We start from the raw sequence: 26,762 nt of genomic DNA, 5'->3' as shown, positions 1-26,762 counted from the left end.
GGAGAAAACAACATGAGCAAGTCTTTGAGACTTTCAGAAAAATGGTTCCGCCGCGGCCTCTGGCTGGTGGCGCTGGTGTTCGCGAGCTTCCTCATCGGACTCGGCAGCACGGTGGTGAGCGACCTGCCGCAGGTCGAGCGGGTGCGCCAGCTCGACGACTTCATCGACAAGCCCAGGGCCGAGCCGCTGCGCGCCACCATCAAGGCCTCGGAGGCCGCCGAGTTGCAGGCCGCGCGCGACCTCGACCAGATCCGCCTGCAGCTCAATGCCGCGCAGCAGGCCAGCACCAACGCGCGCGAGACCTTCTCCAACTGGCTCGCCACGCGGCGCGCCACCGCGCAGCCCGACCAGGACACCGAGCTCATCGCGCGCACCAAGGCACTCGACGCCTTCAAGCAGAAGGAAGAGGAGCTGCAGCGCAAGGTCAACGCGCAGCAGCAGATTGCGCTCGACGCACGCCAGGCCGAGCAGGGCGCGCGCACGGCGCTGTCGGTGCTCGAGTACGAGGCGCAACGCAAGCTCGACGCCGAGTACCGCCGCATCGAACTGCGCGTGTTCGCCTACCGGCTGGCGCTCACGCTGCCGCTGCTGGTGGTGGCCGGCTGGCTCTTCGCGAAGAAGCGCAAGAGCACCTACTGGCCCTTCGTGTGGGGCTTCATCTTCTTCGCGCTGTTCGCCTTCTTCGTCGAGCTGGTGCCCTACCTGCCGAGCTACGGCGGCTATGTTCGATACGTGGTGGGCATCGTGCTGACGGTGCTGGTGGGGCGCTACGCCATCGTCGCGCTCAACCGCTACCTCGCGCGGCAGAAGCTGGCCGAGCAGCAGCCCGACCAGGTGCGCCGCGAGGAATTGAGCTACGACACCGCGCTCGCACGCCTGGCCAAGAGCGTGTGCCCCGGCTGCGAGCGGCCGGTGGACCTGAAGAACAACGAGATCGACTTCTGCCCGCACTGCGGCATCGGCCTGTTCGACCACTGCGGCAACTGCGAAACCCGCAAGAGCGCGTTCTCGAAGTTCTGCCACGCGTGCGGCACCTCGGCCGCGAATCGCGTGTTGCCGGCCCTCGGGACGGCCGAGGCGTAGTCTGCGAATTCGGTCACGGCCTGAGGAAGCTTCGACACGTCATGTAGCGGACATGCCGCGGGGCCGTGCTACAACCCCCGGCTGCGACACAAGTGTTGCCGCAGACTTCCAGCCACCCCTTCGACGGAGCAAAAGCATGAGCATTTTTGGCAGCATCCTTTCCAAGATCTTCCCGGGCGCCAAAGCCGCCGAGGCCCCCGCGCCTGCCCCCGCGGCGCCAGCCGATGCACCAGCGCCCGCCGTGGCAGCGCCGCCGCCCGCCATTCCGCTGGGCGACGTGGCCGCCGTGCTCGACGCGATGCCGGGCTCGAAGAACCTGAACTGGCGCACCTCCATCGTCGACCTGATGAAGCTGCTGGGCCTGGACAGCAGCCTCGAAGCCCGCAAGCAGCTGGCCGCCGAGCTGAGCTACGGCGAAGACACCAGCGACAGCGCCAAGATGAACATCTGGCTGCACCGCCAGGTCATGACCAAGCTGGCCGCCAACGGCGGCACGGTGCCCGCAGAACTGCGGGATTGAGCGCTACACCGGCGGCCCGGCAACGCCGGTTCCTCGGTGTTCTCGAAAGGAAAAAGCCTCGCGCGATGCGCGAGGCTTTTTTTCAGGTCCAGCCGGCGTCGACGACGTAGTCCTGCGCGGTGCACATGCGCGAATCGTCGGCGGCCAGGAAGAGCGCCATCGCAGCGATGTCCTCCGCCATCACGCGCCCCGGCAGGCATTGCGCCGCATCGATTTCCGCGCCCGACTCGGGCTTGACCCACAGCTTGATCTGCCGCTCGGTCATCACCCAGCCCGGCACGATCGAGTTCACGCGGATGTTCTGCTTGCCCAGGTCGCGCGCCAGCGAGCGCGTGAGGCCGCGCGCCGCCGCCTTGCAGGCCTGGTACACCGGGTAGCCCTTGCCCTTGATCATCCAGCTGATCGAGCCGAAGTTGACGATCGAGCCGCCGCCCAGCGCGCGCATGTCGTCGGCCACCGCCTGCGCGGCGAAGAACTGGTGCTTGAAGTTGACGGCCACGAGGCGGTCGAAGTCCTCGTCGGTCACGTCGGCCATCTCGTGGCGGCGATCATTGGCGGCGTTGTTCAGCAGTACCGACACCGGCCCGAAGCGCTGGCGCACCGCATCGATGGCAGCGGCGAGGGCGGCCGTGTCGGTCACGTCGCAGGCCATGAATAGCGCGGGGTGCTCGCCCTGCAGCTGCGCCGCGAGCGCGTTGCCGGCGGCGGTGTCGAGATCGCAGAAGCCGACCTTCGCGCCCTGCGCATGGAAGGCCCGCACAAGCGATTCGCCGATGCCGCTGGCGCCGCCCGAGATGAACACGGTGCGTCCGGCCAGCGAGGGATAGCGGGCGGTGTAGGGCGAAAGTGGTGGTGATGCGTCGGTCATGGTGGCTGCGGCAGCGTGGAGACGGACGGCAAGCGTAGCGGATAGCGGCCGGCCGGTGTATCCGGTGTATGGCTTCCGGCGAATGGGCGGCGCGCGCGGGCGTGGCTACGCTTGCTCCCATGAAGACCCAAGCACTTCCCCGCCGCCGCACCCTCATTGCGTTCGCGATGCTCGTTCCCGCCGCGCTGGCGGTGCGCTCCGTGCGGGCGCAGGCCGCAGCATCCGGCGTGCAGCTCTTCAAGGTGGTCTCTGCGCGCGACGAGGTGATCGTCGGCGCCGACGCCGCGATGCTCGGGGCAGGCGCCGGCCCCGCGGTCGAGCGGCTGGCGACCCAGCTCGCCGCCAAGGGCCAACTCACCCTGTGGCAGTACGCCTCGAGCAAGGACGCGGGCGGCGCGCTGGTGCAGGCGCCGCTCAGGCAGATCGTGGTGTTCAGGAACGATGCGCTGCGCATCGAGCCCTACGCCACGCCGCTGCCGATCCAGCCGCTGAAGTAGCGGCCGGGGTTCTTCAGACGCCCCGCGCCCGGTCAGACTTGAAGCGCGCGCGGAACTCCGTGAACGTGCCCGCGTCGAGCGCCTCGCGGATCTCGCGCATCAGGTTCAGGTAGTAGTGCAGGTTGTGGATGGTGGTGAGCATCGGCCCCAGCATCTCGCCGCAGCGGTCCAGGTGATGCAGGTAGGCGCGGCTGAAGCCTTCGCGCCCGCCGTCGTTCCAGCTCACGCCCGAGGTGCCCGCACAGGCGTGGCAGGTGCAGCTCGGGTCGATGGGCTGCGGGTCGCTCTTGTGGCGCGCGTTGCGCATCTTCAGGTCGCCGAAGCGGGTGAAGAGCGTGCCGTTGCGCGCATTGCGCGTGGGCATCACGCAGTCGAACATGTCCACTCCGTCGGCCACGCCCTGCACCAGGTCCTCGGGCGTGCCCACGCCCATCAGGTAGCGCGGCTTGTTGGCGGGCAGCCGGTGCGGCGTGTGGCCCATGATGTGCAGCATCTCTTCCTTGGGCTCGCCCACGCTCACGCCGCCGATGGCGTAGCCGGGGAAATCCATGTCGACCAATGCCGCGAGCGACTCCTCGCGCAGGTTCTCGTACATGCCGCCCTGCACGATGCCGAAGAGCGCGTTCGGGTTCTGCAGGCGGGTGAATTCCGCCTGGCAGCGCTTCGCCCAGCGCAGGCTCAGCTCCATCGAGACGCGCGCCTCGGCCTCGGTCGTGATGTGGCCCTTGGTGTCGTAGGGCGTGCACTCGTCGAACTGCATCACGATGTCGCTGTTCAGGATGGTCTGGATCTGCATCGAGACCTCCGGCGTGAGGAACAGCTTGTCGCCGTTGACGGGCGACGCGAACTTCACGCCCTCCTCGCTGATCTTGCGCATCGCGCCCAGCGACCACACCTGGAAGCCGCCCGAGTCGGTGAGGATGGGCTTGTCCCACTTCTCGAACTGGTGCAGCCCGCCGAAGCTGGCCATCACGTCGAGGCCCGGGCGCATCCACAGGTGGAAGGTGTTGCCCAGGATGATCTGCGCGCCCATCTCCTCCAGGCTGCGCGGCATCACGCCCTTGACCGTGCCGTAGGTGCCCACGGGCATGAAGATCGGCGTCTGCACCTTGCCGTGGTTGAGCGTGAGCGTGGCGCGGCGCGCGTGGCTGTCGGGGTCGGTCTTGAGGAGTTCGAAGTTCAGCATGTCGTTCAGTCCTGGGTGCGTGCGAGCAGCATGGAGTCGCCATAGCTGAAGAAGCGATAGCGTTCGGCGATGGCGTGGGCGTACAGCCCCATCACCCGCTCGTAGCCCGCGAAGGCCGAGACCAGCATCATCAGCGTGCTCTTGGGCAGGTGGAAGTTGGTCACCAGCAGGTCGACGTGCTCGAAGACGAAGCCCGGCGTGATGAAGATGCGCGTGTCGCCCGCGGCCTCGCCGCTCCTGGCCCACGATTCGAGCGTGCGCACGGTGGTCGTGCCCACGGCCACGATGCGGCCGCCGCGCGCCTTGCATTCTGCAATCGCGCGCTGCGTGGCCTCGGGCACTTCGTAGCGCTCGGCGTGCATCGTGTGTTCCGAAATGTTCTCGGTCTTCACCGGCTGGAAGGTGCCGGCGCCCACGTGCAGCGTGACGTTGGCGCGTTGCACGCCGTTGGCCTCCAGCTCGGCCAGCAGGCCTTCGTCGAAGTGCAGGGCGGCGGTGGGTGCCGCCACCGCGCCGGGCACGCGCGCGAACACGGTCTGGTAGCGGCTCTCGTCCTCGGCCGAATCGGTGTGGGTGATGTAGGGCGGCAGCGGCACGTGGCCGCAGCGCTCCATCAGCATGTAGGGGTTCTCGCCGGTGTCGCTCTCGAAGGCGAAGCGGAAGAGGGCGCCGTTCTCGTCGGGCCAGCGGCCCAGCAGCGTGGCGCGGAAGCCGCCGACCATCTCCAGCGTGGTGCCCACGGTCGGCTTCTTGCTGACCTTCATGTGCGCCACGACCTCCTGGCCCTGCAGCACACGCTCGACCAGCAGCTCGAGCTTGCCGCCGGTGGGCTTCTCGCCGAAGAGGCGGGCCTTCACCACGCGGGTGTCGTTGAAGACGAGCAGGTCGCCCGGGCGCAGCAGCGAGGGCAGGTTCCTGAAGATGCGGTCGACCGGCGCGGGCCCCGTGCCGTCGAGCAGGCGTGAGGAGGTTCGTTCGGGGGCCGGGTGTTGCGCCACCAGCTCGGGCGGCAGGGCGAAATCGAAATCGGAGAGCGTGAAAGCGCGCATGTGCTTGAGGGCCGGACGGGCCCGTTCCAAGAGAGACGGGGAAGCGGTGAGACGCGGGGAAGGCCCGGATTGTCCCATGCCGCGAAAGCCGCCCGTTCGCGCAGGGTTGTCGAGGCAGAATCGGCGGATGGTCGATTCACAAGCTGCGCGTGTTCCCTCGGGCTCGTCGTCCGGCCCCTCCGAAGGCGAGCTCTTCAAGAAGATCCTCGGCAGCGCCTGGCAGGGCCTGCATCCCGACATCCGCCGCCGCTTCGACAAGAACCCGTCGCCGGGCAAGGCGCTGCACTACCTGGGCTCGCTGAGCGAGCTGCGCTGCTCGCGCTTCGGCAAGCTGCTGGGGCACATCACGCAGCCGATGATCCAGGGCGCACTCATTCCCTACAGCGACGCCGACTTCCCCGTGGAGATCCAGGTCTACGCCAAGCCGCGGGACCCGGCCATCTACAAGCAGCGCATCTACCGCCTGCGCAATCGCAAGCCGATCCAGTTCACCAGCTTCATGCGCGGGAGCGAGCGCGGCGAGGTGCTGGAGTACGTGGGCATGGGGCTGGGCATGAAGCTGGTGCTCAGCGTGGAGAACGGCAGCCTGCACTTCCAGAGCGACGGCTACTTCTGGGACGTCTTCGGCTGGCGCATTCCGCTGCCCGGCGTGCTCACGCCCGGCAAGACCTTCCTCTGGCACCACAACGAGACGCCGGAGCGCTTCAACATCCGCATCGAGATCCGCCACTGCCTGATGGGCACGACCTTCACCCAGGTCGGCGTGTTCGAGGAAATCCCGGAGCCGAAGGCGGTGGCCGCATGATCGACACGCACCTGCTTGCGCTGCAGCTCATGGCGGCGCAGGGCGCGCTCGGCGCCTTCGACACGCTCTATCACCACGAGGGCACCGAGGCGCTGCCGCGGCGCGGCACGGCCGGGCGCGAGCTGGCGATCCACGCCACGCGCTCGTCGATCTACTGCGCGCTCTTCATCGGGCTGTCGTCCTGGGCCTGGCACGGCGCATGGGCGTGGGTGCTGCTCGCGGTGTTCGGCGTCGAGATCGTGCTCACGCTGTGGGACTTCGTGGTCGAAGACCGCAGCCGCCTGCTGCCGCCCACCGAGCGCGTGACGCACACGGTGCTGGCCATCAACGCGGGCGCCTTCATCGCGCTGCTGGCGATGAGCGCCACGGAATGGGCCGCGCAGCCGACCGCGATGGTGTGGCAGCCGCAGGGCTGGCTCGGCGCCTTCCTCGCGCTGTGCGGCGCGGGCGTGGGCCTGTCGGGCCTGCGCGATGCCTTCGCGGCGCGCGCGCTCTTCAGGCGCGGCGCGCAGGAGCGGGCGCGCGATGCCCAGGCGCCGGTGCGCTTCGGATCGAAGCCGCAGCGCGTGCTGGTGACGGGCGGCACGGGCTTCATCGGCCAGCTGCTCGTGCGTCATCTGGTGGCCGACGGCCATGCCGTGACGGTCTGGACGCGTGATGCGCGATCGGCCGCCTGGAACTTCGGCGGCGCGGTGCGCTGCGTGCAGTCGCTCGACGACGTGCCGGCGGCCGACGACATCGACGTGGTCGTCAACCTCGCGGGTGCGCGCATCCTGGGCATGCGCTGGAGCGAGCGGCGCAAGGCGCAGCTGCTGAGAAGCCGGGAAGGGCTCACCCAGCAGCTGATCGCCTGGATCGCGCAACGGCCGCGCAAGCCATGGCTGCTGCTGTCCGGCTCCGCCATCGGCTATTACGGTGTGCAGCCGCAGGGCGACGCGAGCGCACTCGCGGAAGACGCGCCGCCGCAGCCGATCTTCATGTCGCAGCTGTGCCAGCGCTGGGAGCAGGCGGCGCAAGCCGCGGTGGCGCACGGCGTGCACGTGGCCTGCATGCGCTTCGGCTTCGTGCTGGGCCACCAGGGCTCGCTGCCGCAGCTGCTGCTGCCGATCTCGCTGGGCATCGGCGGACGGCTGGGCCGCGGGCGGCAGTGGCTGTCGTGGGTGCATGTGCACGACCTGATCCGCGCGATGGCGCATGTGTGGACCCTGACCGAGAACGCTGCGGCGCCCCCGGCCGCGCAGGCGTTCAACTTCACCGCGCCCGGCGCGCTGAGCCAGGAGGAATTCGCCCGCGTCGCCGCGAGCGTGCTGCACCGGCCCTGCTGGATGCCGACGCCCGCCGCGCCCGTCAAGCTGCTGCTCGGCGAGCAGGCCGACCTGCTGCTCGAAGGCCAGCGCGTGGTGCCGGCGCGGCTGCTGCAGTCGGGCTTCGGCTTCATGTTCCCCGACGCCCGCAGCGCCTTGACGGACCTTTGCCGGCCGCGCTAGAAGACTCTTCCGTGCCCGCCAAGAAAGCCCCGACTCCCACCGCCGAAGCGGCCGCCGCCGCGCCGGAGAAGCCGTCGCCGCCGGGCTCCGGCCTGAGCCAGGTCCAGCGCGCGCTGCGCAAGCTCGGCCTCGTGCGCGACATCGATTTCGCGCTCTACCTGCCGATGCGCTACGAGGACGAGACGCGCATCGTGCGCATCGCCGACACGCGCGACGGCGACGTGGCGCAGGTCGAGGGCGTGGTCACCGAATGCGAGGTGGTCTACCGGCCGCGCCGCCAGCTCATCGCGACCATCGACGACGGCAGCGACACCTGCCAGCTGCGCTTCTTCAACTTCTACCCCTCGCAGCAGAAGCAGCTCGCGGTGGGCGCGAAAGTGCGGGTGCGCGGCGAGGTGCGCGGCGGCTTCGTGGGGCGGCAGATCATGCATCCGACCGTGAAGGCGGCCGGTACCGCGCTGCCGAATGCGCTCACGCCGGTGTATTCGACGGTTGCCGGTCTCCCGCAGCCGGTGCTGCGGCGCGAGGTGCGCTCAGGGCTGGCGCGTGCGGTGCTCGACGAGACCGTTCCCGTGCAGATCGGTTTTCGCGGCGCATGGAACCTGCGCGACTCGCTGACTTTCCTGCACTACCCGACGCCCGACGTGGCGATCGCCACGCTCGAAGACCACAGCCATCCCGCCTGGCAGCGCATCAAGGCCGAGGAGCTGCTCGCGCAGCAGCTCTCGCAGCTGCAGGCGCGGCTGGAGCGCGCGGCGCAGCGCGCGCCGGTGCTGCCGCCTGCACCGCCCGAGCCCGACGCGGCCTCGCTGCATGCGCAGCTGCTCGCCGTGCTGCCTTTCGGCCTCACTGGGGCGCAGCAGCGCGTCGGCGAGGAGATCACGCGCGACCTGGGCCGCGAGATCCCGATGCACCGCCTGCTGCAGGGCGACGTGGGCTCGGGCAAGACGGTGGTGGCGGCGCTCGCTGCGGCACGCTGCATCGACGCGGGCTTCCAGTGCGCGCTGATGGCGCCCACCGAGATCCTCGCGGCCCAGCACTTCGGCAAGCTCGTCGGCTGGCTCGATCCGCTGCTCGCGGCGCGCGGCCAGCGCGTGGCGTGGCTCACGGGCAGCCAGAAGAAGAAGGAGCGCGACGAGATGTCGGCGGCGGTGGAAAGCGGCCAGGCCGCGCTCGTCATCGGCACGCACGCGGTCATCTCGGAGAAGGTGCGCTTCAGGAGCCTCGCGCTGGCGATCATCGACGAGCAGCATCGCTTCGGCGTCGCGCAGCGCCTTGCGTTGCGCGGCAAGGCGCAAGGGCACCTGGAACCCCACCTGCTGATGATGAGCGCCACGCCCATCCCGCGCACGCTGGCGATGAGCTACTACGCCGACCTCGATGTCTCCACCCTCGACGAGCTGCCGCCGGGCCGCACGCCCATCATCACCAGGCTGGTGGCCGACCACCGGCGCGACGAGGTCATCGACCGCATCCACTCGCAGATCGCGCAGGGCCGGCAGGTCTACTGGGTCTGTCCGCTGATCGAGGAGAGCGAGGCCGTCGACCTGCGCAACGCCACCGAGACGCGCGACGAGCTGGCCGAAACATTGGGCGAGCCCATCCAGGTGGGCCTGCTGCATTCGCGCATGCCCACGGCCGAGAAGCAGGCGGTGATGGCGGCCTTCACCGCCAACGAGATCCAGGTGCTGGTGAGCACCACCGTGATCGAAGTGGGCGTGGACGTGCCGAATGCCTCGCTCATGGTCATCGAGCATGCGGAGCGCTTCGGCCTCTCGCAGCTGCACCAGCTGCGCGGCCGCGTGGGGCGCGGCGCGGCGGCCTCGGCCTGCGTGCTGCTCTATGCGCCGGGCGACAGCGGCCGCGTCGGCGAGGCGGCACGCGCGCGGCTCAAGGCGATGGCCGAGACCAGCGACGGCTTCGAGATCGCGCGGCGCGACCTCGAGATCCGCGGCCCCGGCGAGTTCCTCGGTGCGCGCCAGTCGGGCGCGCCGCTGCTGCGCTTTGCCGACCTCACGACAGATACGCTGCTGCTCGACTGGGCCCGCGAACTCGCGCCGGTCATGCTGCGCAAGCACCCCGACCTGGCGCAGCGGCACATCGACCGCTGGCTGGGCACCAAGGCCGAATACCTCAAAGCCTGAAGATTCTTTCGCGGAACACCGCGGAACCGGCTTTGCCGGGCCGCAGATGCTGCCCCCGGCGAGGGGGCGCAGCGACACGAAGTGCGCGAAGCCCTGGGGGAGCGCTTCCTATGCGGGGCGGCGCGTGAAGGCCAGGATCACCCCGAAGCCGACCATCATGCTGCCGCTGATGCGGTTGAACCAGCGCATCGCACGGCTGCCGTTGGCCAGCCGGCGCATGCGCGCGCCGAGCAGCGCGTAGAGCGCGATCGCCACCAGCTCGAACACCAGGAAGGTCAGGCCCAGCAGCAGGTAGCTGGAGGCATAGGCGCCCGGCACCACGAACTGCGGGAAGAAGGCGGTGAACACCAGGATGGCCTTCGGGTTGCCCGCCGCCACGGTGAACTCCTGCCGCACCAGTGCGCGCATCGAGGGCGGCGCGGATACGGCGTCGCGCGCCTGCACCTCGGCCGTGGGCGCCGGCGCGCGCAGCAGGCGCACGCCGATCCACACCAGGTAGGCCGCGCCGATGTACTTGATGACGTCGAAGGCCAGCTCCGAGGCCACCAGCACCGCGCCCATGCCCAGCCCGGCGATGGCGATCATGATCGCGAAGGCCACGAGCCGGCCGCTGGCCGCGATGACCGCGGGAGACACGCCGTGCCTGGCGCCGTTGGTCACGGACAGCAGGTTGTTGGGCCCGAAGGCCATGTTGATGGCGAAGCAGGCCGGCAGGAAGAGCAGGTAGGCAGACAGGGTCATGGCGGGTGTCCTTCAGGGGCGGACAGCCATTATCCGCAGGCCCTAGCTGTCGATGCCGCCCTCGGGCATGCTGCGCGCATAGACCGCCAGCACGATGCGCTCGGAGTGCACCAGGTAGTCGTTGAGCGCGGCCGAGCCCTCGGCGAACTTGCCGGCCTCGATGAGTTCGAGCAGCTTCATGTTCATGTCGACGTAGGGCGCGTGCAGGAACTCCGGGTCCTTCAGCAGGCCGAAGGCCAGCCGCAGCTCGACCAGGATGTGGGCGAACAGGTTGTTCAGCCGCTCGCTGTCGGCCAGCTCCACGATGCCCTTGTGGAACTCCATGTTGGCCGTGCCCACGCCCAGCCAGTCGCCGGCATCGCGGCACTTCAGCGCCATCTCCACCGCCTCGCGCATGTGCTTCTTGGCGGGGTGCCGCGGGTAGGCCTGCGCCAGCGCCTGGCATTCGATGAGCCGTCGCACGCGGTAGATGTCGATGATCGACGCGATGCTCGGCACCGCCACGAACACGCCGCGGTTGGGCGCGTGCTTGAGGAGCCCCTCCTTGGTCAGCGTGCGAAACACCTCGCGCAGGGTGTTGCGCGAGATCTCGAAGCTGTCGGCCAGCGCGGCTTCCGACAGCCGCTGCCCCGGCGAGAACTCGCCCTTCACGATCTTCTGGCGGATCAGCTCCGCGACCCGGTCGTTGAGCGTCTGTGCGCCGGCTGCGGCAGGCGGGGCGGATGGGGTCGTGGAGGCCGGAAGGGTCATGCCGAAAGGGGAAGGCAGCTAGGGGAGGGTCCGTGAACCCGGGCGTTTTTAGCAGGTTTTCCCCGCTGGACCGGCAAAAGACGGGCCCCGCCGGATGCACCAGACGGTGGCGCGCTCAGGGTTTTCATGGGGTCATGCAGGCACTGTTGTTGGGCACACTCTAATAAATTGTTCAACAATTTATTGGAAATGAGTGGTTCAGGAGAAATGAATTGCTCATTCATTGGCACGCAGCTTGCAAGAAGAGGCCAGCCGGAACCCCGGCGCAAGGTGTCTCCGAATCACCAAACGAAAGACCAACATGACTCCTGACATCCCTCACCTCTGGCCGCTGATCGGCGTCGCCGTGATCATTGCGGGCTTCGTCCTGCGCTTCAATCCGATGCTGGTGGTGATCGTCACCGCCATCGCCACCGCGGCGGCCGCGGGCTTCGGCCCGATGGCGATCCTCACGGCCATCGGCAACGGCTTCATCAAGACGCGCAACCTGCCGCTGATCATTCTTCTGCCGCTGGCGGTGATCGGCCTGCTCGAGCGCCACGGCCTGCGCCAGCACGCGCAGAACTGGATCAGCCGCATCAAGTCGGCCACCGCCGGGCGCCTGCTGATCGTCTACCTGGCCGCGCGCGAGCTGACCGCGGCCATGGGCCTGACCAGCCTGGGCGGCCATCCGCAGATGGTGCGTCCGCTGCTCGCGCCGATGGCCGAGGGCGCCACCGAGACGCGCTACGGCAAGCTGCCCGACCGCATCCGCCACAAGCTGCGCGCCTATGCGGCGGCCACCGACAACGTGGGCCTGTTCTTCGGCGAGGACATCTTCGTGGCCTTCGGCGCCATCGTGCTGATGACCACCTTCCTGCACGAGGCCGGCATCGACGTGGAACCGCTGCACGTCGCGATGTGGGGCATCCCGACGGCCATCGCCGCCTTCGTGATCCACGCCTGGCGCCTGCGCCGGCTCGACCAGGCGCTGGCGCGCGAACTCGACGGCAAGCCTGAAGTGCCCACGGTTCCCTCGGTGCCCGCAACGCAAGAGGGCCGCTGATCATGATCCTCTCGATTCAGCACCTCTACATCCTGGTCGGCCTGATCCTTGCGATCACGGCGGTGATGACGCTGGCCGACCGCCAGCATCCCAAGCGCTACACCAGCGCGCTTTTCTGGGGCCTGTATTCGCTGGTCTTCCTGGTCGGCGACAAGCTGCCGCCCGCGCTGGTGGGCGTGGGCGCCATCGCCATGGCCGTCATCGCCGGCATGCGCGGCGTGGGCGCGGGCAAGCACGACGAGCCGACGCCCGCCCAGTACGAGGCCAGTGCGAAGCGCCTGGGCAACAAGCTCTTCATGCCGGCGCTGGCGATCCCCCTGGTCACCGTGATCGGCACCGTGCTCGTGAGCAAGGTCAAGATCGGCGACGCCTTCCTGCTCGACCCCAAGAACACCACGCTGGTGAGCCTGGGCGTGGGCTGCGTGGCGGCGCTGGCGCTGGCCTGCTGGCTGACGCGCGAGACGCCGGTGCAGGGCATGCGCGAGTCGCGCCGCCTCACCGACGCGCTGGGCTGGGCCGTGGTGCTGCCGCAGATGCTGGGCATGCTGGGGCTGGTGTTCTCCGACGCGGGCGTGGGCAAGGCGGTGGCGTACGTCACCACCAGCTACATAAACATGGACATCCGCTTCGTTGCCGTTGCGGTCTACGTGCTGGGCATGGCGCTCTTCACCATCATCATGGGCAACGGCTTCGCAGCCTTCCCGGTGATGACGGGCGGCGTGGGCGTGCCGGTGCTGGTGGGCGTGTACCACGGCGACCCGGCGGTGATGGCGGCCATCGGCATGTTCTCGGGCTACTGCGGGACGCTGATGACGCCGATGGCGGCCAACTTCAACATCGTGCCGGCAGCGCTGCTGGAGCTGCCCGACAAGAACGCGGTGATCCGCGTGCAGATACCGACCGCGGCCACGCTGCTGGTGGTCAACATCTTCCTGATGTACTTCCTGATGTTCCGCTGAGGCCCCTTCATGACCACCGATGACAAGGCGCCCCGGGTGCTGGTCGCGGGCTTCGAGCCGTTCGAGAACGATCCCGTCAACCCCGCGTGGGAGATCGCCCGGGTGCTCGAGGGCTGGCGCTGCGAAGGCACCGTGGTGCAGGCGCTGCAGCTGCCCTGCGTGTTCGGCCGCTCGATCCACGTGCTCGACGCCGCCATGGCGGGCATCGCGGAGAGCGGCAGGCCGCTGCCGCTGGTGCTGTGCATCGGCGCCGCGGGCGGGCGCACAGAGATCTCGCTGGAGCGCGCCGCGCTGAACATCGACGACGCGCGCATTCCAGACAATGCTGGCTACCAGCCCATCGACATCGAGGTGGAGGCGGGCGGCCCCGCCGCCTACTTCTCGACGCTGCCGATCAAGGCCATGGTGCGCGACATGCGCGCCGCCGGGCTGCCCGCGGCGGTGTCCAACAGCGCCGGCACCTTCGTGTGCAACCACATCTTCTATGCGTTGATGCACCGCCTCGCGAGCTGGCCGATGCTGGAGCACACGCGCGGCGGCTTCGTGCATGTGCCCTACCTGCCCGAGCAGGCCGCCTCCAGGCCCGGCGTGGCGAGCATGGCGCTGCAGGCGCAGGTGGAAGCCTTCCGCGTGGCGATCCGCACCGCGCTGCTCGTGCGCGACGACGTGCGCGAGACCGCCGGCCGCCTGCACTGACCGACTCACTGAAGACCGAACGATGAACATCGACTTGAACAGCGACCTCGGCGAGAGCCTCGGCGCATGGCGCATGGGCGACGACGCCGCCATGCTTTCCCTCGTGAGCAGCGCCAACGTGGCCTGCGGCTTCCACGCGGGCGACCCGGCCGGCATCCTGCGCACGCTGCGGCAGGCGAAGGAGCGCGGCGTCGCCATCGGCGCGCACGTGGCCTACCGCGACCTCGTGGGCTTCGGGCGCCGCAACATGGACGTGGAAAGCGCCGACCTGCGCGCCGACGTGATCTACCAGATCGGTGCGCTCAAAGGCCTGGCCGCCGCGGCCGGCACCACGGTGCGCTACGTGAAGCCGCACGGCGCGCTCTACAACACCATCGCCCACGACGAGCGCCAGGCGCGCGACGTGATCGCCGCCATCCGCGAGATCGACGCCAGCCTGGTGCTGGTGGCGCTCGCGGGCTCGCCGCTGTTGGGCTGGGCGCGCGACGCTGGCCTGCGCGTGGTGGCCGAGGCCTTCGCCGACCGTGCCTACACGCCCAATGGCACGCTGGTGTCGCGCCGCGAACCCGGCGCGGTGCTGCACGACGCCGAAGAGGTGGCCGCGCGCATGCTGCGGCTGGCTTCCGAAGGCGTGGTCACGGCCATCGACGGCAGCAGCGTGCGCATCGAGGCCGAGTCGGTCTGCGTGCACGGCGACAGCCCCGGCGCGGTGGAGATGGCGCGCCGGGTGCGCGCGCTGCTGGAGCAGTCGGGCGTGGCGATCCGCTCCTTCGTGGACGCCGCATGACGACGATGCGCTTCCTGCCGGTCAACCTGAATGCGGTGCTGGTCGAGCTCGAAGACCTGGCGCAGACGCTCGCGCTGCTGGCCTCGCTGCGCGCCGAGCCCATCGCGGGCATCGAGGAGCTGGTGCCCGCGGCGCGCACGCTGCTCATCACCTTCCGGCCGGCCGCAATTTCAGCCGACGAGCTTGCGCGGCAGGTCGGCGCGCGCAGCCTCGACGCGAGCGAGGCGCGCAGCGAAAGGCGCATCGAGATTCCGGTGCGCTACGACGGCGAGGACCTGGCCGAGGTGGCCGGGCTGCTCGGCATCACACCCGATGAAGTCGTGCGCCGCCACACCGGCAGCGACTACACCGTGGCCTTCACCGGTTTCGCACCCGGTTTCGCGTACCTCTCGGGCGGGCACCCGAGCCTGAACGTGCCGCGCCGCAAGGTGCCGCGCACGCGCATTCCCGCCGGTGCCGTCGGGCTCGCGGGCAGCTTCAGCGGCGTGTACCCGCAGGCCAGCCCTGGCGGCTGGCAGATCATCGGCGTGACCGACACGCCGATGTGGGACCTGTCGCGCGATACGCCCGCGCTGCTGCAACCCGGCGATGCAGTGCGCTTCGTCGACGTGACCGGCCAGCCGCGCGCGGAGGTGCGGGCCGCCGCCGCGCCTGCGCAACCGGCCGTGTCGAAGAGCGGCTGCGCGCTCGAGATCCGCGCCCCGGGCCTGCAGTCGCTGCTGCAGGACGGCGGCCGCCACGGGCAGGCGAAGCAGGGCGTGTCGGCTTCCGGCGCGATGGACCGGCGCTCGCTGCAGGCGGCCAACCGGCTCGTCGGCAATGCCTCCGACGCCGCGTGCATCGAGGTCGCCTACGGCGGCTTCCAGCTCGCCTGCCGTGGCGATGCGGTGGTGGCGGTCACCGGCGCCGTAGCTCCGGTCACGCTGACCCGCACGGATGGCGCCCGGTGGCAGCTGCCACGCTACCAGCCCATCGCGCTGACCGACGGCGACGTGCTCGCGCTCGGCGAGCCGACGGCCGGCATCCGCAGCTACATCGCGGTGCGCGGCGGCTTCGACATCGCGCCCGTGCTCGGCAGCCTCTCGACCGACACGCTCGCGCGCGTCGGCCCCGCCGCCCTCGCCGCGGGTGACGTGCTGCCCGTGCGCGCGGTGTCCGCCGGTGCGCTGGTCGGCGAGCCGGAAGCTCCGCCCACGGACCTGCCCACCGCGCGGGAAGAAGTCGTGCTCGACATCGTGCTCGGCCCGCGCACCGACTGGTTCACGCCCGACGCGGCCGAGCTTCTCTGCGGCCAGGCATGGACCGTCACGCCGCAGTCGAACCGCGTCGGCATCCGCCTGGCCGGCGAGCAGGCTCTGCAGCGCGCCAACCACGCCGAGCTGCCCAGCGAGGGCACCGCGCGCGGCTCGATCCAGGTGCCGGCGAGCGGCCAGCCCGTGCTGTTCCTGGCCGACCATCCGCTGACGGGCGGCTATCCCGTGATCGCCTCCGTCGCCATCCATCACCTCGACCGCGCGGGGCAGATCCCCGTGAACGCGCGCGTCCGATTCAGGCCCATGGCCCAGTGAAAGCCTCCCCATGAAGAAAGTACTGATCGCCAACCGGGGCGAAATCGCCGTGCGCATTGCGCGCGCCTGTGCCGACCACGGCGTGAAATCCGTCGCGGTGTATGCCGACGCCGACCTGAATGCGCTGCATGCGCGCATGGCCGACGAGGCCTACGGGCTCGACGGCAACAAGCCCGCCGACACTTACCTCAACATTGCCAAGCTGCTCGAGGTGGCCGCGCGCAGCGGTGCCGACGCGGTGCATCCGGGCTACGGCTTCCTCTCGGAGAGCGCGGCCTTCGCGCAGGCCGTCATCGACGCCGGGCTCACCTGGATCGGCCCACCGCCGGCCGCCATCGCGATGCTGGGCGACAAGGTGCAGGCCCGCAAGCTCGCGATGAAGGTCGGCGCGCCGCTGGTGGCGGGCACGGCCGATCCGGTGAAGGACGCAAGCGAGGTGCTGGCTTTCGCCGAGAAGCACGGCCTGCCGGTCGCGATCAAGGCCGCGTTCGGCGGCGGCGGGCGCGGCATCAAGGTGGCGTGGCGGCTCGACGAGGTCGAGGGCCTCTATGAATCTGCGGTGCGCGAGGCGGTGACGGCCTTCGGGCGCGGCGAGTGCTATGTCGAGCAGTTCCTCGACCGCCCCCGCCATGTCGAGGCGCAGGTGCTGGCCGACACGCACGGAAACGTGGTCGTGCTCGGCACGCGCGACTGCTCGCTGCAGCGGCGCAACCAGAAGCTGGTGGAAGAAGCGCCCGCGCCCTTCCTGAGCGACGCGCAGCGCGAGCGCATCCATCAGGCCGCGCGCGACATCTGCGCGGAGGCCGGCTACACCGGCGCGGGCACGGTCGAGTTCATGCTGAGCGCGAGCGGCGCGATCTCCTTTCTCGAAGTGAACACGCGGCTTCAGGTGGAGCATCCGGTGACGGAGGAAACCACGGGCATCGACCTCGTGATCGAGCAGCTGCGCATCGCCGAAGGCCTGCCGCTGCAGATCAGGCAGACGCCCGCGCCGCGCGGCCATGCCTTCGAGTTCCGCATCAACGCCGAGGACGTGGGGCGCGGGTTCCTGCCCTCGCCCGGGCCGGTCAAGGTGTTCGACGCGCCCTCGGGGCCCGGCGTGCGCGTGGATGCCGGCGTGGAGTCGGGCTCGCAGGTGCCGGGCACCTTCGATTCGCTGATGGCCAAGCTCATCGTCACCGGCGCCACGCGCGAGCAGGCCATCGCGCGTGCGCGGCGCGCGCTGAAGGAGTTCCGCATCGAGGGCCTGCCGACGGTGCTGCCCTTCCATCGCGCGGTGATGGCGCACCCGGACTTCGTCTCGGGCGACGCCTTCAAGGTGCACACGCGCTGGATCGAGACCGACTTCGCCAACGGCGAGACGCCGGCCCTGCGCCCCGATCCGCTGCCCGACGCCGCGCTGCTGCGCACGGCGATCGAAGTCGATGGGCGGCGCATGGCGGTGGGCCTGCCGGCGGTGCTGCTGAGCGGGCTCTCGTCGGCGGCCGGGGGGGCCGTGACCGCTCCCGCGTCGCAGGCACCCGCGGCGGATGCAGCCGCGGTGGCCGCGCCCGTCTCGGGCACGGTGCAGGCATGGAAGGTGGCCGACGGTGACGAGGTCGCCGAGGGCGCCGTCATCGCGGTGATGGAGGCTATGAAGATGGAGATGCAGGTGCTCGCGCATCGCGCGGGTCGCATCGCCATCTCGGTGGCCGCGGGCGGCTACGTGGCGGTCGGCGCCGCCATCGCGACCATCGCCTGAAAGGCAGCGGCATGACCAGCGGCAGCATCACGCGGCGCGGCTTCGCATGGCTGGCGTGCGGGGCCGGCCTTCTGCCGCCGGCCGCGTGGTCGGCGCAGGCCGCCGTGTGGCGGCTGGCCACCGGCTATCCGGCGGAGAACTTCCACACCGCCAACCTGCTGGCGATGGCGAAGGAGGTGGAGGCCGCGACCGGCGGGCAGCTTCGCATCGAGGTGCATCCGGGCAACACGCTGTTCGCGCTGAACGCGATCCGCGCGGCGGTGCAGGAAGGCAAGGTCGAGGCCGGCGAAGCCATCATGAGCAGCCTCGCGGCCGACGTGCCGCTGGCGGGCGCCGACTCCGTTCCCTTCATCACGCGCAGCTATGCCGATGCGCAATTGCTGTGGCGCATCCAGCGCCCGCTGATCGAGCAGGACTTCGCGCAGCGCGGCCTGCGCGTGCTCTACGCGGTGGCATGGCCGCCGCAGGGCCTCTTCTCGACGCGGCCGCTCGGCGGCGTGGGCGACCTGCGCGGCATGCGCATGCGCGCCTACAACGACACCACCGCGCGCATCGCGACGCTGATGGGCGCGGTGCCCGTCGACGTTCCGGCCACCGGCCTGGGCAAGGCGCTGGCCGAAGGCCGCATCGATTGCATGCTGACCTCCGCCGTGACCGGCGTGGAGAACCAGGCGTGGCAGTCGATGCGCTACTTCTACGAGATCAACGCGTGGTTCCCGAAGAACCTCGTGTTCGTCAACGCCAGGGCGTGGGACGGGCTCGACCCGTCGTCGCGCAGCTCGCTGGCCGCCGCGTGCGCGCTCGCCGAGACGCGCGGATGGGCCCGCAGCGCCGAGGCCGCCGCCCGCTCGACGGACGAACTGCGGCGCAACGGCGTGAAGATCGAGCCGGTGCCTTTCCTGCTGGGGCGCGACCTGCAGCGCCTCGGCGAGAACTTTTCGCTGAATTGGGTCAAGCAGGTGGGCACGGCCGCCAACGGCATCTTCATTCCGTATTTCGAGAAGCGCTGAAGACCGCGGGCGGAGCGAAAACCCTACGCCCAGCAGATGAAGTTGCTGCGTTGCAACATTCCATTTCCTGCGCTTGCGCTTGCGGTTACGACGAAAGCCATCGGATTTTCCGGCCGCGAATCGGGTGACCACTTCCCGATGAAATCTTTCTCTCTCAACGCCTCACGTGAAATGTTTTCACCCGGGAAGCTGTCGCTGAAATTATTGAAACAGCTTGTACATTGATTCGGAGTTTGCGAATGTTTCCTGCGGGAAACGATCGCTCGCCGATTCAATTCAAGACGTGGAGAAATTCATGAGCACGGTCGATCCCCTGGGTGCCGCATCGGTCCTCACTACGGGCCAGATGGCGATGTGGCTCGGCGCGAAGTTCGCCTCGCCGGACACCAACTTCAACCTCGCCGAAGCCGTCGAGATCGAGGGCTGGATCGACGCGGACGTCTTCATGGCCGCAATGCGGCAGGTGACCGAAGAGGCCGAGGCCACGCGCCTGAGCTTCGTCGACACCGCGCAGGGCCCGCGGCAGGTGGTGGCGCCCGTCTTCAACCGCGAGATGCCCTTCCTGGACTTCAGCGGCGAGCACGATCCGGCCGCCGCCGCGCAAGCCTGGATGCAGGCCGACTTCACGCGCAAGGACGACCTCGCGCGCGACCAGCTCTGGATGTCCGCGCTGATCCGCCTCGCGGACGACCACCACGTCTGGTACCACCGCAGCCACCACATCGTGCTCGACGGCTTCGGCGGCGGGCTCATCGCGCGCCGCTTCGCCGACGTCTACAGCGCACGCATCGCCGGCACGGAGGTGCCCGAGGCCTCGCGCCTCGCGCCCATTTCGCAGTTGATGGAGGAAGACAAGGCCTATCGCGAATCGGGACGCTACCCGCGCGACAGGCAGTACTGGACGGAGCGCTTCGCCGACGCGCCCGATCCGCTGAGCCTGGCCTCGCAGCGCTCGGTGAACGTCGGCGGCCTGTTGCGCCAGACCGCCTACCTGCCGGCCGAAAGCGTGCGCGCCCTGGCCGACATCGCGCAGCAGCTCGGCGCCACGCTGCCGCAGATCCTGATCGCGACCACCGCCGCCTACCTGTACCGCGCCACCGGCGTCGAGGACATGGTGATCGGCATCCCTGTCACCGCGCGGCACAACGACCGCATGCGCCGCGTGCCCGCGATGGTGGCCAACGCGCTGCCGCTGCGCCTGGCGATGCGCCCCGACCTGCCGGTGGCAGAGCTGATCGCCGAAGTGGGGCGGCAGATGCGGCAGATCCTGCGGCACCAGTCCTACCGCTACGAGCATCTGCGCAGCGACCTCAACATGCTGGTGAACAACCGGCAGCTCTTCACCACGGTGGTCAACGTCGAGCCCTTCGACTACGACTTCCGTTTCGCCGGCCACGCCGCATGGCCGCGCAACCTGTCCAACGGCACGGCCGAGGACCTGGGCATCTTTTTGTACGAGCGCGGCAACGGGCAGGACCTGCAGATCGACTTCGACGCCAACCCCGCGATCCACACCGCGCAATCGCTGGCCGACCACCAGCGCCGGCTGCTGGCCTTCATGACGGCGGTGATCCGCCAGCCCGCGCAGGCCATCGGCCACGTCGACCTGCTCGATGCCGCCGAGCGCGAGCAGCTGCTGGTGACGTGGAACGACACGGTGCACGCAGTGCCCGGGACGAACCTCGTCGCGCTCATCGAAGCGCAGCTCGCCGCCAACCCGCAAGGCATCGCACTGCGCTTCGAGGGCGAGGCGATGAGCAACGAGGAACTCGACCGCCGCGCCAACCGCCTCGCGCACCTGCTGCGCGCGCATGGCGCAGGCCCCGAGCGCACCGTGGCGCTGGCCATTCCGCGTTCCTTCGACCTGATGGTGGCGCTGCTCGCCACGCTGAAGACCGGCGCCGCCTATCTGCCGGTGGACCCAGACTTCCCGCAGGACCGCATCGCCTTCATGCTTGGCGACGCGCGGCCCGCCTGCCTCGTCACCACCGAAGCGCTCGCGGAGTCGTTGCCGGCGGATACGCCGAAGCTCTTGCTCGATGTAGCGCAAACGTTTGCCGCATTGGCGAATACGGCGAACGGCGACGATGCCGCGCCCGGCGCGGCCATCGACCCCGCGCATCCGGCCTACGTGATCTACACCTCCGGCTCCACCGGCAAGCCCAAGGGCGCGGTGGTGTCGCACCGCGCCATCGTCAACCGCCTGCGCTGGATGCAGGACCGCTACCGCCTGAAGGCCGATGACCGCGTGCTGCAGAAGACGCCGTCGAGCTTCGACGTGTCGGTGTGGGAATTCTTCTGGCCGCTGATCGACGGCGCCACGCTGGTGCTCGCGAAGCCCGGCGGCCACAAGGACGCGGCCTACCTCGCGAAGCTGATCGCCGATGAAGGCATCACCACCGCGCATTTCGTGCCGTCGATGCTGGAAGTGTTCCTGCTCGAGCCGAAGGCGCGCGAGTGCGCCTCGCTGCGGCGCGTGATCTGCAGCGGCGAGGCACTGTCGCCCGCGCTGGTGTCGCAGTTCCAGCGGCAGCTGCCCTGCGAGCTGCACAACCTCTACGGACCGACCGAGGCCGCGGTCGACGTCACTTCGTGGGAGTGCCCGCGCGAGGCTGAGGACGCGCCGTCTTCGCTCAGCAGCGTGCCCATCGGCCGGCCGATCTGGAACACGCAGATGCATGTGCTCGACAGCGGCCTGCAGCCCGTGCCGCCCGGCACCACGGGCGAGCTGTACATCGCGGGCGTCGGCCTTGCGCGAGGCTATCTCGAGCGTCCGCTGCTGAGCGCCGAGCGCTTCGTGGCCAACCCTTACGGCGAGCCCGGCAGCCGCATGTACCGCACCGGCGACCTCGCGCGCTGGCGCAAGAACGGCAGCCTCGACTTCCTGGGCCGCGCCGACCAGCAGGTGAAGATCCGCGGCCTGCGCATCGAGCCCGGCGAGATCGAATCGGCGCTGCTGCAGCACGCGCAGGTCGCGCAGGCGGCGGTGGTCGCGCGGGAAGACGTGCCGGGCGAGAAGCGCCTCGTGGCCTACGTGGTTGCCGCCGAGGGAGCCGATCCGCAGGCGGCCGACCTGCGCACCCATCTCGCGCAGTCGCTGCCCGAGTACATGGTGCCCTCGGCCTTCGTCAACGTGCCGGCGCTGCCGCTGGGCCCCAGCGGCAAGCTCGACCGCCGCGCGCTGCCCGCGCCCGAGCTGCAGGCGGCCACGCCCTACGTGGCGCCGCGCACGCACACCGAGAAGATCCTCGCGCGCCTCTGGGCCGAGACCCTGCACCTGCCGCGCGTGGGCATCGAGGACAACTTCTTCGAGCTCGGCGGGCACTCGCTGATGATCGTGCAGCTGATCTCGATGATCCGCCAGCAGTTCATGATCGACCTGCCGCTGGACACGCTGTTCCAGGTCTCCACCATCGCCGGCCTCGCCGAGCTGCTCGACCAGGCCTCGCAGGCGCGCCCGAGCCTGGTGCCGATGCCGCGTCCGGCGCGCATTCCGCTGTCGTTCGCGCAGCGCCGCCTTTGGCTGATGAACCAGCTGGAGAACGCCAACCCCGCCTACAACATGCCGCTGGCGCTGCGCCTGTCGGGCACGCTCGACCGCGCCGCGCTGCAGTCGGCGCTCGACGACCTGGTGCAGCGCCACGAGAGCCTGCGCACCATCTACCCGAGCGAGGACGGGCTGCCCTACCAGCACATCCTCGAAGGCGAACAGGCCCGCGCGCTGCTGGTCGAGGCCGACAGCAGCGAGGACGGGATCGCCGCGCAGCTGCATGCCGCCGCCCGCACCGGCTTCGACCTCGGCACCACCGCGCCGCTGCGGCCGCAGCTCTTCAGGCTGGCCGACGACGAGCACGTGCTGCTGCTGCTCACCCACCACATCGTGGGCGACGGCGCCTCGCTGCTGCCGCTGGCGCGCGACTTGAGCGTGGCCTACGCCGCACGCAGCGAAGGCAAGGCACCGGGCTGGGCGCCGCTGCCGCTGCAGTACGCCGACTACGCGCTGTGGCAGCAGGAGCTGCTGGGCAGCGAAGACGACCCCGAGAGCATGGCCGGGCGCCAGCGCGAGTTCTGGCGCGAGACCCTGCGCGACCTGCCCGAGCGGCTGAGCCTGCCGGTCGACCGCCCGCATCCGGCCGTGCCCAGCTACCGCGGCGACGTGGTGCCGCTGCAGATTCCGCCGCAGGTGCACGAGCGCATGCTGCAGCTGGCGCGCGACGGCCAGGCCAGCGTCTTCATGGTGCTGCAGGCGGCGCTCGCGGGGCTGCTCAACCGTCTGGGCGCGGGGGACGACATCGTCATCGGAACGCCGGTGGCAGGCCGCAGCGATCACGCGCTGGACGAGCTCATCGGCTGCTTCGTCAACGCGCTGGTGCTGCGCACCGACCTCGCGGGCCAGCCCAGCCTGCGCGAGCTGGTCGCGCGGGTGCGCGCCACCAACCTCGCGGCCTATGCGAACCAGGAGTTCCCGTACGACCGCATCGTGGAGCTGCTGCGCCCGCAGCGCGGCGGCGCGAACCTGCCGCTGTTCCAGGTGATGCTGGGCTTCCAGAGCGGCAGCAACCGGCTCTCCTTCGGGCTGCCGGGCCTGTCGATCACGCCGCAGCCGGTAGAGGTGGACACGGCCAAGTTCGACCTGTCCTTCATCCTCGACGAGCAGCGCGGCGCCGACGGGCTGCCTGGCGGCATCGCGGGCGGCATCCAGTTCAGCATCGACATCTTCGACCGCGCGACCGTCGAGGCCATCGGCCAGCGGCTCGTGCGCCTGCTGGAGCAGGCCTGCGATGCGCCCGACGCCGCGCTGAACGGCCTGGACATCCTCGGCGAAGAAGAGCGCCATCGGCTGCTGCACGACTGGAGCGGCCGCAGCGGCGGCACGCGAGACGACATCGCGCCGCTCTCGCTCGCGGCCATGATCGAGGCGCACGCCGCCTCGCGCCCGCATGCGGCGGCCGTGGTGCTCGACGACGCTTCCGTCGTGAGCTATGCATCGCTCGACCTGCGCGCCAACAGGCTCGCTCACCTGCTGCGCGGGCGGGGCGTGAGCGCGGGCCACATCGTCGCGACCGTGCTGCCGCGTTCGCTCGACCTCGTGGTGGCGCACCTCGCCATCGTGAAGGCCGGCGCGGCCTACCTGCCGATCGACCCGAACCACATGGCTGGGCGCAGCGCCTTCGTGTTCGAGGAGGCGGCGCCTGCCGCGGTGCTGACGCACACGTCGCTGCTGCCGGAACTGGCCGGCATTGCGCACTGCCTCGCGCTCGACAGCGACGAGACCGTCGCAGCGCTGGCCATCCAGTCGGACGGGCCCGTGGCGCAGCCGCGCGCGGCCGACCCGCGCGATGCTGCCTACGTCATCTACACCTCCGGCTCCACCGGCAAGCCCAAGGGCGTGGTGGTGCCGCACCAAGGGTTGAGCAGCCTCGGCGCCTCGATGGCGCAGCGCTTCGCCATCGACCACGGCTCGCGCGTGCTGCAGTTCTCTTCCAGCGGCTTCGACGCTTCGGTGATGGATCTGCTCATGGCCTTCCACGCCGGCGCCGCGCTGGTGGTGCCCTCGGCGCAGCAGGTGCTGGGCGCGGAACTGGCCGCGCTGATCGACAGGCTGGCCGTGAGCCACGCGCTGATTCCGCCGGCCGCGCTCGCGACGCTGCCCGAGGGCGAGTACCCGTACCTGCGGACGGTGGTGGTGGGCGGCGATGCCTGCTCCGCCGAACTGGCCGCGCGCTGGTCCAGGGGCCGCCGCATGGTCAACGCCTACGGCCCGACCGAGATCACCATCTGTGCGAGCACCAGCGCGCCGATGAACGGCGATGAGCCGCCCACCATCGGCACGCCGGTGTGGAACACGCGCGTGTACGTGCTCGACGACGCGCTGCAGCCGGTGCCGCCAGGCGTGGCGGGCGAGCTCTACATCGCGGGGAGCGGCGTCGCGCGCGGCTACCTGAACCGCGCGCTGCTGAGCGCCGAGCGCTTCGTCGCCGATCCCTTCGGCGAGCCCGGCAGCCGCATGTACCGCAGCGGCGACCTGGTGCGCTGGCGCAACGACGGCAGCCTCGACTTCCTCGGCCGCGCCGACCAGCAGGTGAAGATCCGCGGCTACCGCATCGAGCCGGGCGAGATCGAATCGGTGCTGCTGCGCCATCCGCAGGTGACGCAGGCGGCCGTCATCGCGCGCGAGGACATGCCGGGCGAGAAGCGCCTGGTGGCCTACGTGGTGGCGTCGTCCGATCCGCAGCCCGCCGAGCTGCGCGCCCACATGGCGCAGTCGCTGCCCGACTACATGGTGCCTTCGGCCTTCGTGCACCTGCCGTTCCTGCCGCTCACCCAGAGCGGCAAGCTCGACCGCAGGGCGCTGCCCGCGCCGGGCCAGCAGGCCGCCTCGGCATATGTCGAGCCGCGCACCGCCACCGAAAGGCAGCTCGCCGCGCTGTGGGCCGAGACGCTGCACCTGGAGCGCGTGGGCATCCACGACAACTTCTTCGAACTCGGCGGGCATTCGCTGATGGCCATTCAGCTCGGCATGCGCATCCGTCAGCAGGTGCGCGCGGACTTTCCGCATGCCGAGGTCTACAACCGGCCGACCGTCGCGGCGCTGGCCGCATGGCTGGACGACAACACGGAAGGCGCCCAGGCGCTGGACCTGTCGCGCGAGCTCGACCTGCCGGCGTACATCCAGCCCCATGTGGCCCTGCCGCCGTTGATCGCAAAGCGCGTGTTCCTGACCGGCGCCAGCGGCTTCGTCGGCAGCCACCTGCTGGCCGCGCTGCTGCGCGACACCTCGGCCTGCGTGGTCTGCCACGTGCGCGCCGCCGACGAGGAGGCCGGCCGGCGCCGCCTGCAGCTCACGCTGGCGCAGCGGCAGCTCGGCGCGATCTGGGACGACGCGCGCATCGAGGTCGTGACCGGCGATCTCGGCAAGCCGCGCCTGGGGCTGGACGACAGCGCGGTGCAGCTGGTGCGCGAGGGCTGCGACGCCATCTACCACTGCGCGGCGCAGGTGGACTTCCTGCATCCCTACGCGAGCCTGAAGCCGGCCAATGTCGACAGCGTGGTCACGCTGCTCGAATGGACCGCGCAGGGCCGGCCGAAGAGCATGCACTACGTGTCGACGCTGGCGGTGATCGACCAGAACAACGGCAAGGAAGGCGCCACCGTCACCGAGCAGTCGGCCCTGGCCTCCTGGCGCGGGCTGGTCGACGGCTACAGCCAGAGCAAGTGGGTGGGCGACGCGCTGGCGCGCGAGGCGCAGTCGCGCGGCATGCCGGTGGCGATCTACCGGCTGGGCGCGGTCACGGGCGACCACACGCACGCGATCTGCAACGCCGACGACCTGATCTGGCGCGTGGCGCATCTCTATGCCGACCTCGAAGCCATTCCCGACATGGACCTGCCACTGAACCTCACGCCGGTGGACGACGTTGCGCGCGCCATCCTCGGCCTCGCGGCACTGCAGTCCTCGTGGGGCCAGGTGTTCCACCTGACGAGCCAGGAGGCGCTGCGGGTGCGCGACATTCCGGCCGTGTTCGAGCGGCTCGGCATGCGGCTCGAACCCGTCGGGCTCGAACCGTGGCTGCAGCGCGCGCATGCGCGGCTCGCCGTGGGGCAGGACCGCGACCTCGCAGCGGTGCTGGCGATTCTCGACCGCTACGACACCTCGGCCACGCCGCCGAAGGTGAGCGGCGAGGCCACGCACGCGCAGCTGCAGGCCATCGGCGCGGCGATCCGCCCGGTGGACCGCGACCTGCTGCAGCGCTACTTCGTCGACCTCGGCATCGACACCAAGGCGCGCCCTCCGGTCGAGACCAGCGCGTCGCAGGTGGCCTGAG

At 70.1% G+C, this 26,762-nt stretch carries 20 protein-coding genes; 15 read left to right on the top strand and 5 right to left on the bottom strand.

From position 1 onward, the window contains the following. The first annotated feature begins 12 nt into the window (after positions 1–12). Entirely contained in the window at positions 13–1,083 is a 1,071-nt protein-coding gene (locus ABL843_RS30045) for a serine endopeptidase (RefSeq protein ID WP_418118405.1), read from the top strand. Between the two features lie 136 nt (positions 1,084–1,219). Further along, on the top strand, positions 1,220–1,603 hold the full coding sequence (locus ABL843_RS30040; RefSeq protein WP_019653942.1) for a DUF3597 domain-containing protein: 384 nt from the start codon (positions 1,220–1,222) through the stop codon (positions 1,601–1,603). Between the two features lie 82 nt (positions 1,604–1,685). Here the strand turns inward: ABL843_RS30040 and ABL843_RS30035 are convergent, their stop codons facing one another. Beyond that, positions 1,686–2,471, bottom strand: a complete 786-nt coding sequence (locus ABL843_RS30035; protein ID WP_418118404.1) for an SDR family NAD(P)-dependent oxidoreductase — start codon at positions 2,469–2,471, stop codon at positions 1,686–1,688. A 119-nt stretch (positions 2,472–2,590) separates the two neighbouring features. Here ABL843_RS30035 and ABL843_RS30030 point away from each other — a divergent pair, with 119 nt between their 5' ends. Beyond that, positions 2,591–2,968: a hypothetical protein gene (locus ABL843_RS30030; RefSeq protein ID WP_369660430.1), complete on the top strand. Its 378-nt coding sequence runs from the start codon at positions 2,591–2,593 to the stop codon at positions 2,966–2,968. A 13-nt stretch (positions 2,969–2,981) separates the two neighbouring features. On the opposite strand, the gene tgt is transcribed toward ABL843_RS30030, so the two are convergent. Together tgt and queA are read right to left on the bottom strand one after the other, a co-directional pair. Further along, positions 2,982–4,154 carry a tRNA guanosine(34) transglycosylase Tgt gene (gene tgt, locus ABL843_RS30025; protein ID WP_418118403.1) on the bottom strand — a complete coding sequence of 391 codons (1,173 nt, stop codon included), beginning with the start codon at positions 4,152–4,154 and terminating at the stop codon, positions 2,982–2,984. 5 nt (positions 4,155–4,159) lie between these two features. After that, positions 4,160–5,203, bottom strand: coding sequence for a tRNA preQ1(34) S-adenosylmethionine ribosyltransferase-isomerase QueA (gene queA / locus ABL843_RS30020; protein WP_418118402.1), 1,044 nt, complete (start codon positions 5,201–5,203; stop codon positions 4,160–4,162). 127 nt (positions 5,204–5,330) lie between these two features. Between queA and ABL843_RS30015 the strand changes: the two genes are divergently transcribed. From ABL843_RS30015 to recG, 3 genes are read left to right on the top strand one after another with little or no spacing between them, the layout of a single operon-like run. Continuing rightward, the gene (locus ABL843_RS30015; protein ID WP_418118401.1) at positions 5,331–6,008 is read left to right on the top strand and encodes a DUF4166 domain-containing protein; all 678 of its coding nucleotides are present in this window, start codon (positions 5,331–5,333) and stop codon (positions 6,006–6,008) included. Beyond that, positions 6,005–7,495: a TIGR01777 family oxidoreductase gene (locus ABL843_RS30010; protein ID WP_418118400.1), complete on the top strand. Its 1,491-nt coding sequence runs from the start codon at positions 6,005–6,007 to the stop codon at positions 7,493–7,495. Before ABL843_RS30015 ends, ABL843_RS30010 begins: the two co-directional genes overlap by 4 nt. Before the next feature lie 11 nt (positions 7,496–7,506). Then, positions 7,507–9,639, top strand: a complete 2,133-nt coding sequence (recG, locus tag ABL843_RS30005) for an ATP-dependent DNA helicase RecG (RefSeq protein WP_418118399.1) — start codon at positions 7,507–7,509, stop codon at positions 9,637–9,639. Positions 9,640–9,747: 108 nt separating this feature from the next. Here the strand turns inward: recG and ABL843_RS30000 are convergent, their stop codons facing one another. Together ABL843_RS30000 and ABL843_RS29995 are read right to left on the bottom strand one after the other, a co-directional pair. Next, a complete protein-coding gene (locus tag ABL843_RS30000; protein ID WP_418118398.1) occupies positions 9,748–10,380 on the bottom strand; it encodes a LysE family translocator in 633 nt (210 codons plus the stop codon). 42 nt (positions 10,381–10,422) lie between these two features. Further along, positions 10,423–11,130 carry a GntR family transcriptional regulator gene (locus ABL843_RS29995; protein WP_418118397.1) on the bottom strand — a complete coding sequence of 236 codons (708 nt, stop codon included), beginning with the start codon at positions 11,128–11,130 and terminating at the stop codon, positions 10,423–10,425. A gap of 301 nt (positions 11,131–11,431) precedes the next feature. On the opposite strand from ABL843_RS29995, the gene ABL843_RS29990 reads away from it, so the two are divergent. The 9 genes from ABL843_RS29990 to ABL843_RS29950 all read left to right on the top strand — a co-directional run bounded on the left by ABL843_RS29990 (position 11,432) and on the right by ABL843_RS29950 (position 26,761). Further along, on the top strand, positions 11,432–12,175 hold the full coding sequence (locus ABL843_RS29990; protein WP_184639522.1) for a DUF969 domain-containing protein: 744 nt from the start codon (positions 11,432–11,434) through the stop codon (positions 12,173–12,175). A gap of 2 nt (positions 12,176–12,177) precedes the next feature. Next, positions 12,178–13,134 carry a DUF979 domain-containing protein gene (locus tag ABL843_RS29985; RefSeq protein WP_126021188.1) on the top strand — a complete coding sequence of 319 codons (957 nt, stop codon included), beginning with the start codon at positions 12,178–12,180 and terminating at the stop codon, positions 13,132–13,134. 9 nt (positions 13,135–13,143) lie between these two features. Then, complete coding sequence (pcp, locus tag ABL843_RS29980) at positions 13,144–13,830, top strand: pyroglutamyl-peptidase I (RefSeq protein ID WP_418118396.1); 687 nt, start codon at positions 13,144–13,146, stop codon at positions 13,828–13,830. A gap of 22 nt (positions 13,831–13,852) precedes the next feature. Continuing rightward, complete coding sequence (locus ABL843_RS29975; RefSeq protein WP_418118395.1) at positions 13,853–14,617, top strand: LamB/YcsF family protein; 765 nt, start codon at positions 13,853–13,855, stop codon at positions 14,615–14,617. A gap of 5 nt (positions 14,618–14,622) precedes the next feature. After that, positions 14,623–16,185 carry a 5-oxoprolinase/urea amidolyase family protein gene (locus ABL843_RS29970; RefSeq protein WP_418120537.1) on the top strand — a complete coding sequence of 521 codons (1,563 nt, stop codon included), beginning with the start codon at positions 14,623–14,625 and terminating at the stop codon, positions 16,183–16,185. Positions 16,186–16,195: 10 nt separating this feature from the next. Further along, positions 16,196–17,926, top strand: a complete 1,731-nt coding sequence (locus ABL843_RS29965) for an acetyl/propionyl/methylcrotonyl-CoA carboxylase subunit alpha (protein WP_418118394.1) — start codon at positions 16,196–16,198, stop codon at positions 17,924–17,926. An 11-nt stretch (positions 17,927–17,937) separates the two neighbouring features. Then, on the top strand, positions 17,938–18,936 hold the full coding sequence (locus ABL843_RS29960) for a TRAP transporter substrate-binding protein (RefSeq protein ID WP_418118393.1): 999 nt from the start codon (positions 17,938–17,940) through the stop codon (positions 18,934–18,936). Between the two features lie 36 nt (positions 18,937–18,972). Then, on the top strand, positions 18,973–19,161 hold the full coding sequence (locus ABL843_RS29955) for a hypothetical protein (RefSeq protein ID WP_418118392.1): 189 nt from the start codon (positions 18,973–18,975) through the stop codon (positions 19,159–19,161). A 70-nt stretch (positions 19,162–19,231) separates the two neighbouring features. Next, positions 19,232–26,761: an amino acid adenylation domain-containing protein gene (locus tag ABL843_RS29950; protein ID WP_418118391.1), complete on the top strand. Its 7,530-nt coding sequence runs from the start codon at positions 19,232–19,234 to the stop codon at positions 26,759–26,761. Position 26,762: the final 1 nt, after the last annotated feature.

The organism is Variovorax sp. 350MFTsu5.1 (genome assembly GCF_048302515.1).
Taxonomy (GTDB): domain Bacteria; phylum Pseudomonadota; class Gammaproteobacteria; order Burkholderiales; family Burkholderiaceae_C; genus Variovorax; species Variovorax guangxiensis.
The sequence above is the reverse complement of the archived record's forward strand: the minus strand, read 5'-3'. Positions and strand labels throughout refer to the sequence as shown.

Bases quoted from the DNA above. Each gene is read 5' to 3' on its own strand.
- ABL843_RS30045 (WP_418118405.1), top strand. From the start codon at position 13: ATGAGCAAGTCTTTGAGACTTTCAGAAAAATGGTTCCGCCGCGGCCTC.
- ABL843_RS30040 (WP_019653942.1), top strand. From the start codon at position 1,220: ATGAGCATTTTTGGCAGCATCCTTTCCAAGATCTTCCCGGGCGCCAAA.
- ABL843_RS30035 (WP_418118404.1), bottom strand. From the start codon at position 2,471: ATGACCGACGCATCACCACCACTTTCGCCCTACACCGCCCGCTATCCC.
- ABL843_RS30030 (WP_369660430.1), top strand. From the start codon at position 2,591: ATGAAGACCCAAGCACTTCCCCGCCGCCGCACCCTCATTGCGTTCGCG.
- tgt (WP_418118403.1), bottom strand. From the start codon at position 4,154: ATGCTGAACTTCGAACTCCTCAAGACCGACCCCGACAGCCACGCGCGC.
- queA (WP_418118402.1), bottom strand. From the start codon at position 5,203: ATGCGCGCTTTCACGCTCTCCGATTTCGATTTCGCCCTGCCGCCCGAG.
- ABL843_RS30015 (WP_418118401.1), top strand. From the start codon at position 5,331: ATGGTCGATTCACAAGCTGCGCGTGTTCCCTCGGGCTCGTCGTCCGGC.
- ABL843_RS30010 (WP_418118400.1), top strand. From the start codon at position 6,005: ATGATCGACACGCACCTGCTTGCGCTGCAGCTCATGGCGGCGCAGGGC.
- ABL843_RS30000 (WP_418118398.1), bottom strand. From the start codon at position 10,380: ATGACCCTGTCTGCCTACCTGCTCTTCCTGCCGGCCTGCTTCGCCATC.
- ABL843_RS29995 (WP_418118397.1), bottom strand. From the start codon at position 11,130: ATGACCCTTCCGGCCTCCACGACCCCATCCGCCCCGCCTGCCGCAGCC.
- ABL843_RS29990 (WP_184639522.1), top strand. From the start codon at position 11,432: ATGACTCCTGACATCCCTCACCTCTGGCCGCTGATCGGCGTCGCCGTG.
- ABL843_RS29985 (WP_126021188.1), top strand. From the start codon at position 12,178: ATGATCCTCTCGATTCAGCACCTCTACATCCTGGTCGGCCTGATCCTT.
- pcp (WP_418118396.1), top strand. From the start codon at position 13,144: ATGACCACCGATGACAAGGCGCCCCGGGTGCTGGTCGCGGGCTTCGAG.
- ABL843_RS29975 (WP_418118395.1), top strand. From the start codon at position 13,853: ATGAACATCGACTTGAACAGCGACCTCGGCGAGAGCCTCGGCGCATGG.
- ABL843_RS29970 (WP_418120537.1), top strand. From the start codon at position 14,623: ATGCGCTTCCTGCCGGTCAACCTGAATGCGGTGCTGGTCGAGCTCGAA.
- ABL843_RS29965 (WP_418118394.1), top strand. From the start codon at position 16,196: ATGAAGAAAGTACTGATCGCCAACCGGGGCGAAATCGCCGTGCGCATT.
- ABL843_RS29960 (WP_418118393.1), top strand. From the start codon at position 17,938: ATGACCAGCGGCAGCATCACGCGGCGCGGCTTCGCATGGCTGGCGTGC.
- ABL843_RS29955 (WP_418118392.1), top strand. From the start codon at position 18,973: ATGAAGTTGCTGCGTTGCAACATTCCATTTCCTGCGCTTGCGCTTGCG.
- ABL843_RS29950 (WP_418118391.1), top strand. From the start codon at position 19,232: ATGAGCACGGTCGATCCCCTGGGTGCCGCATCGGTCCTCACTACGGGC.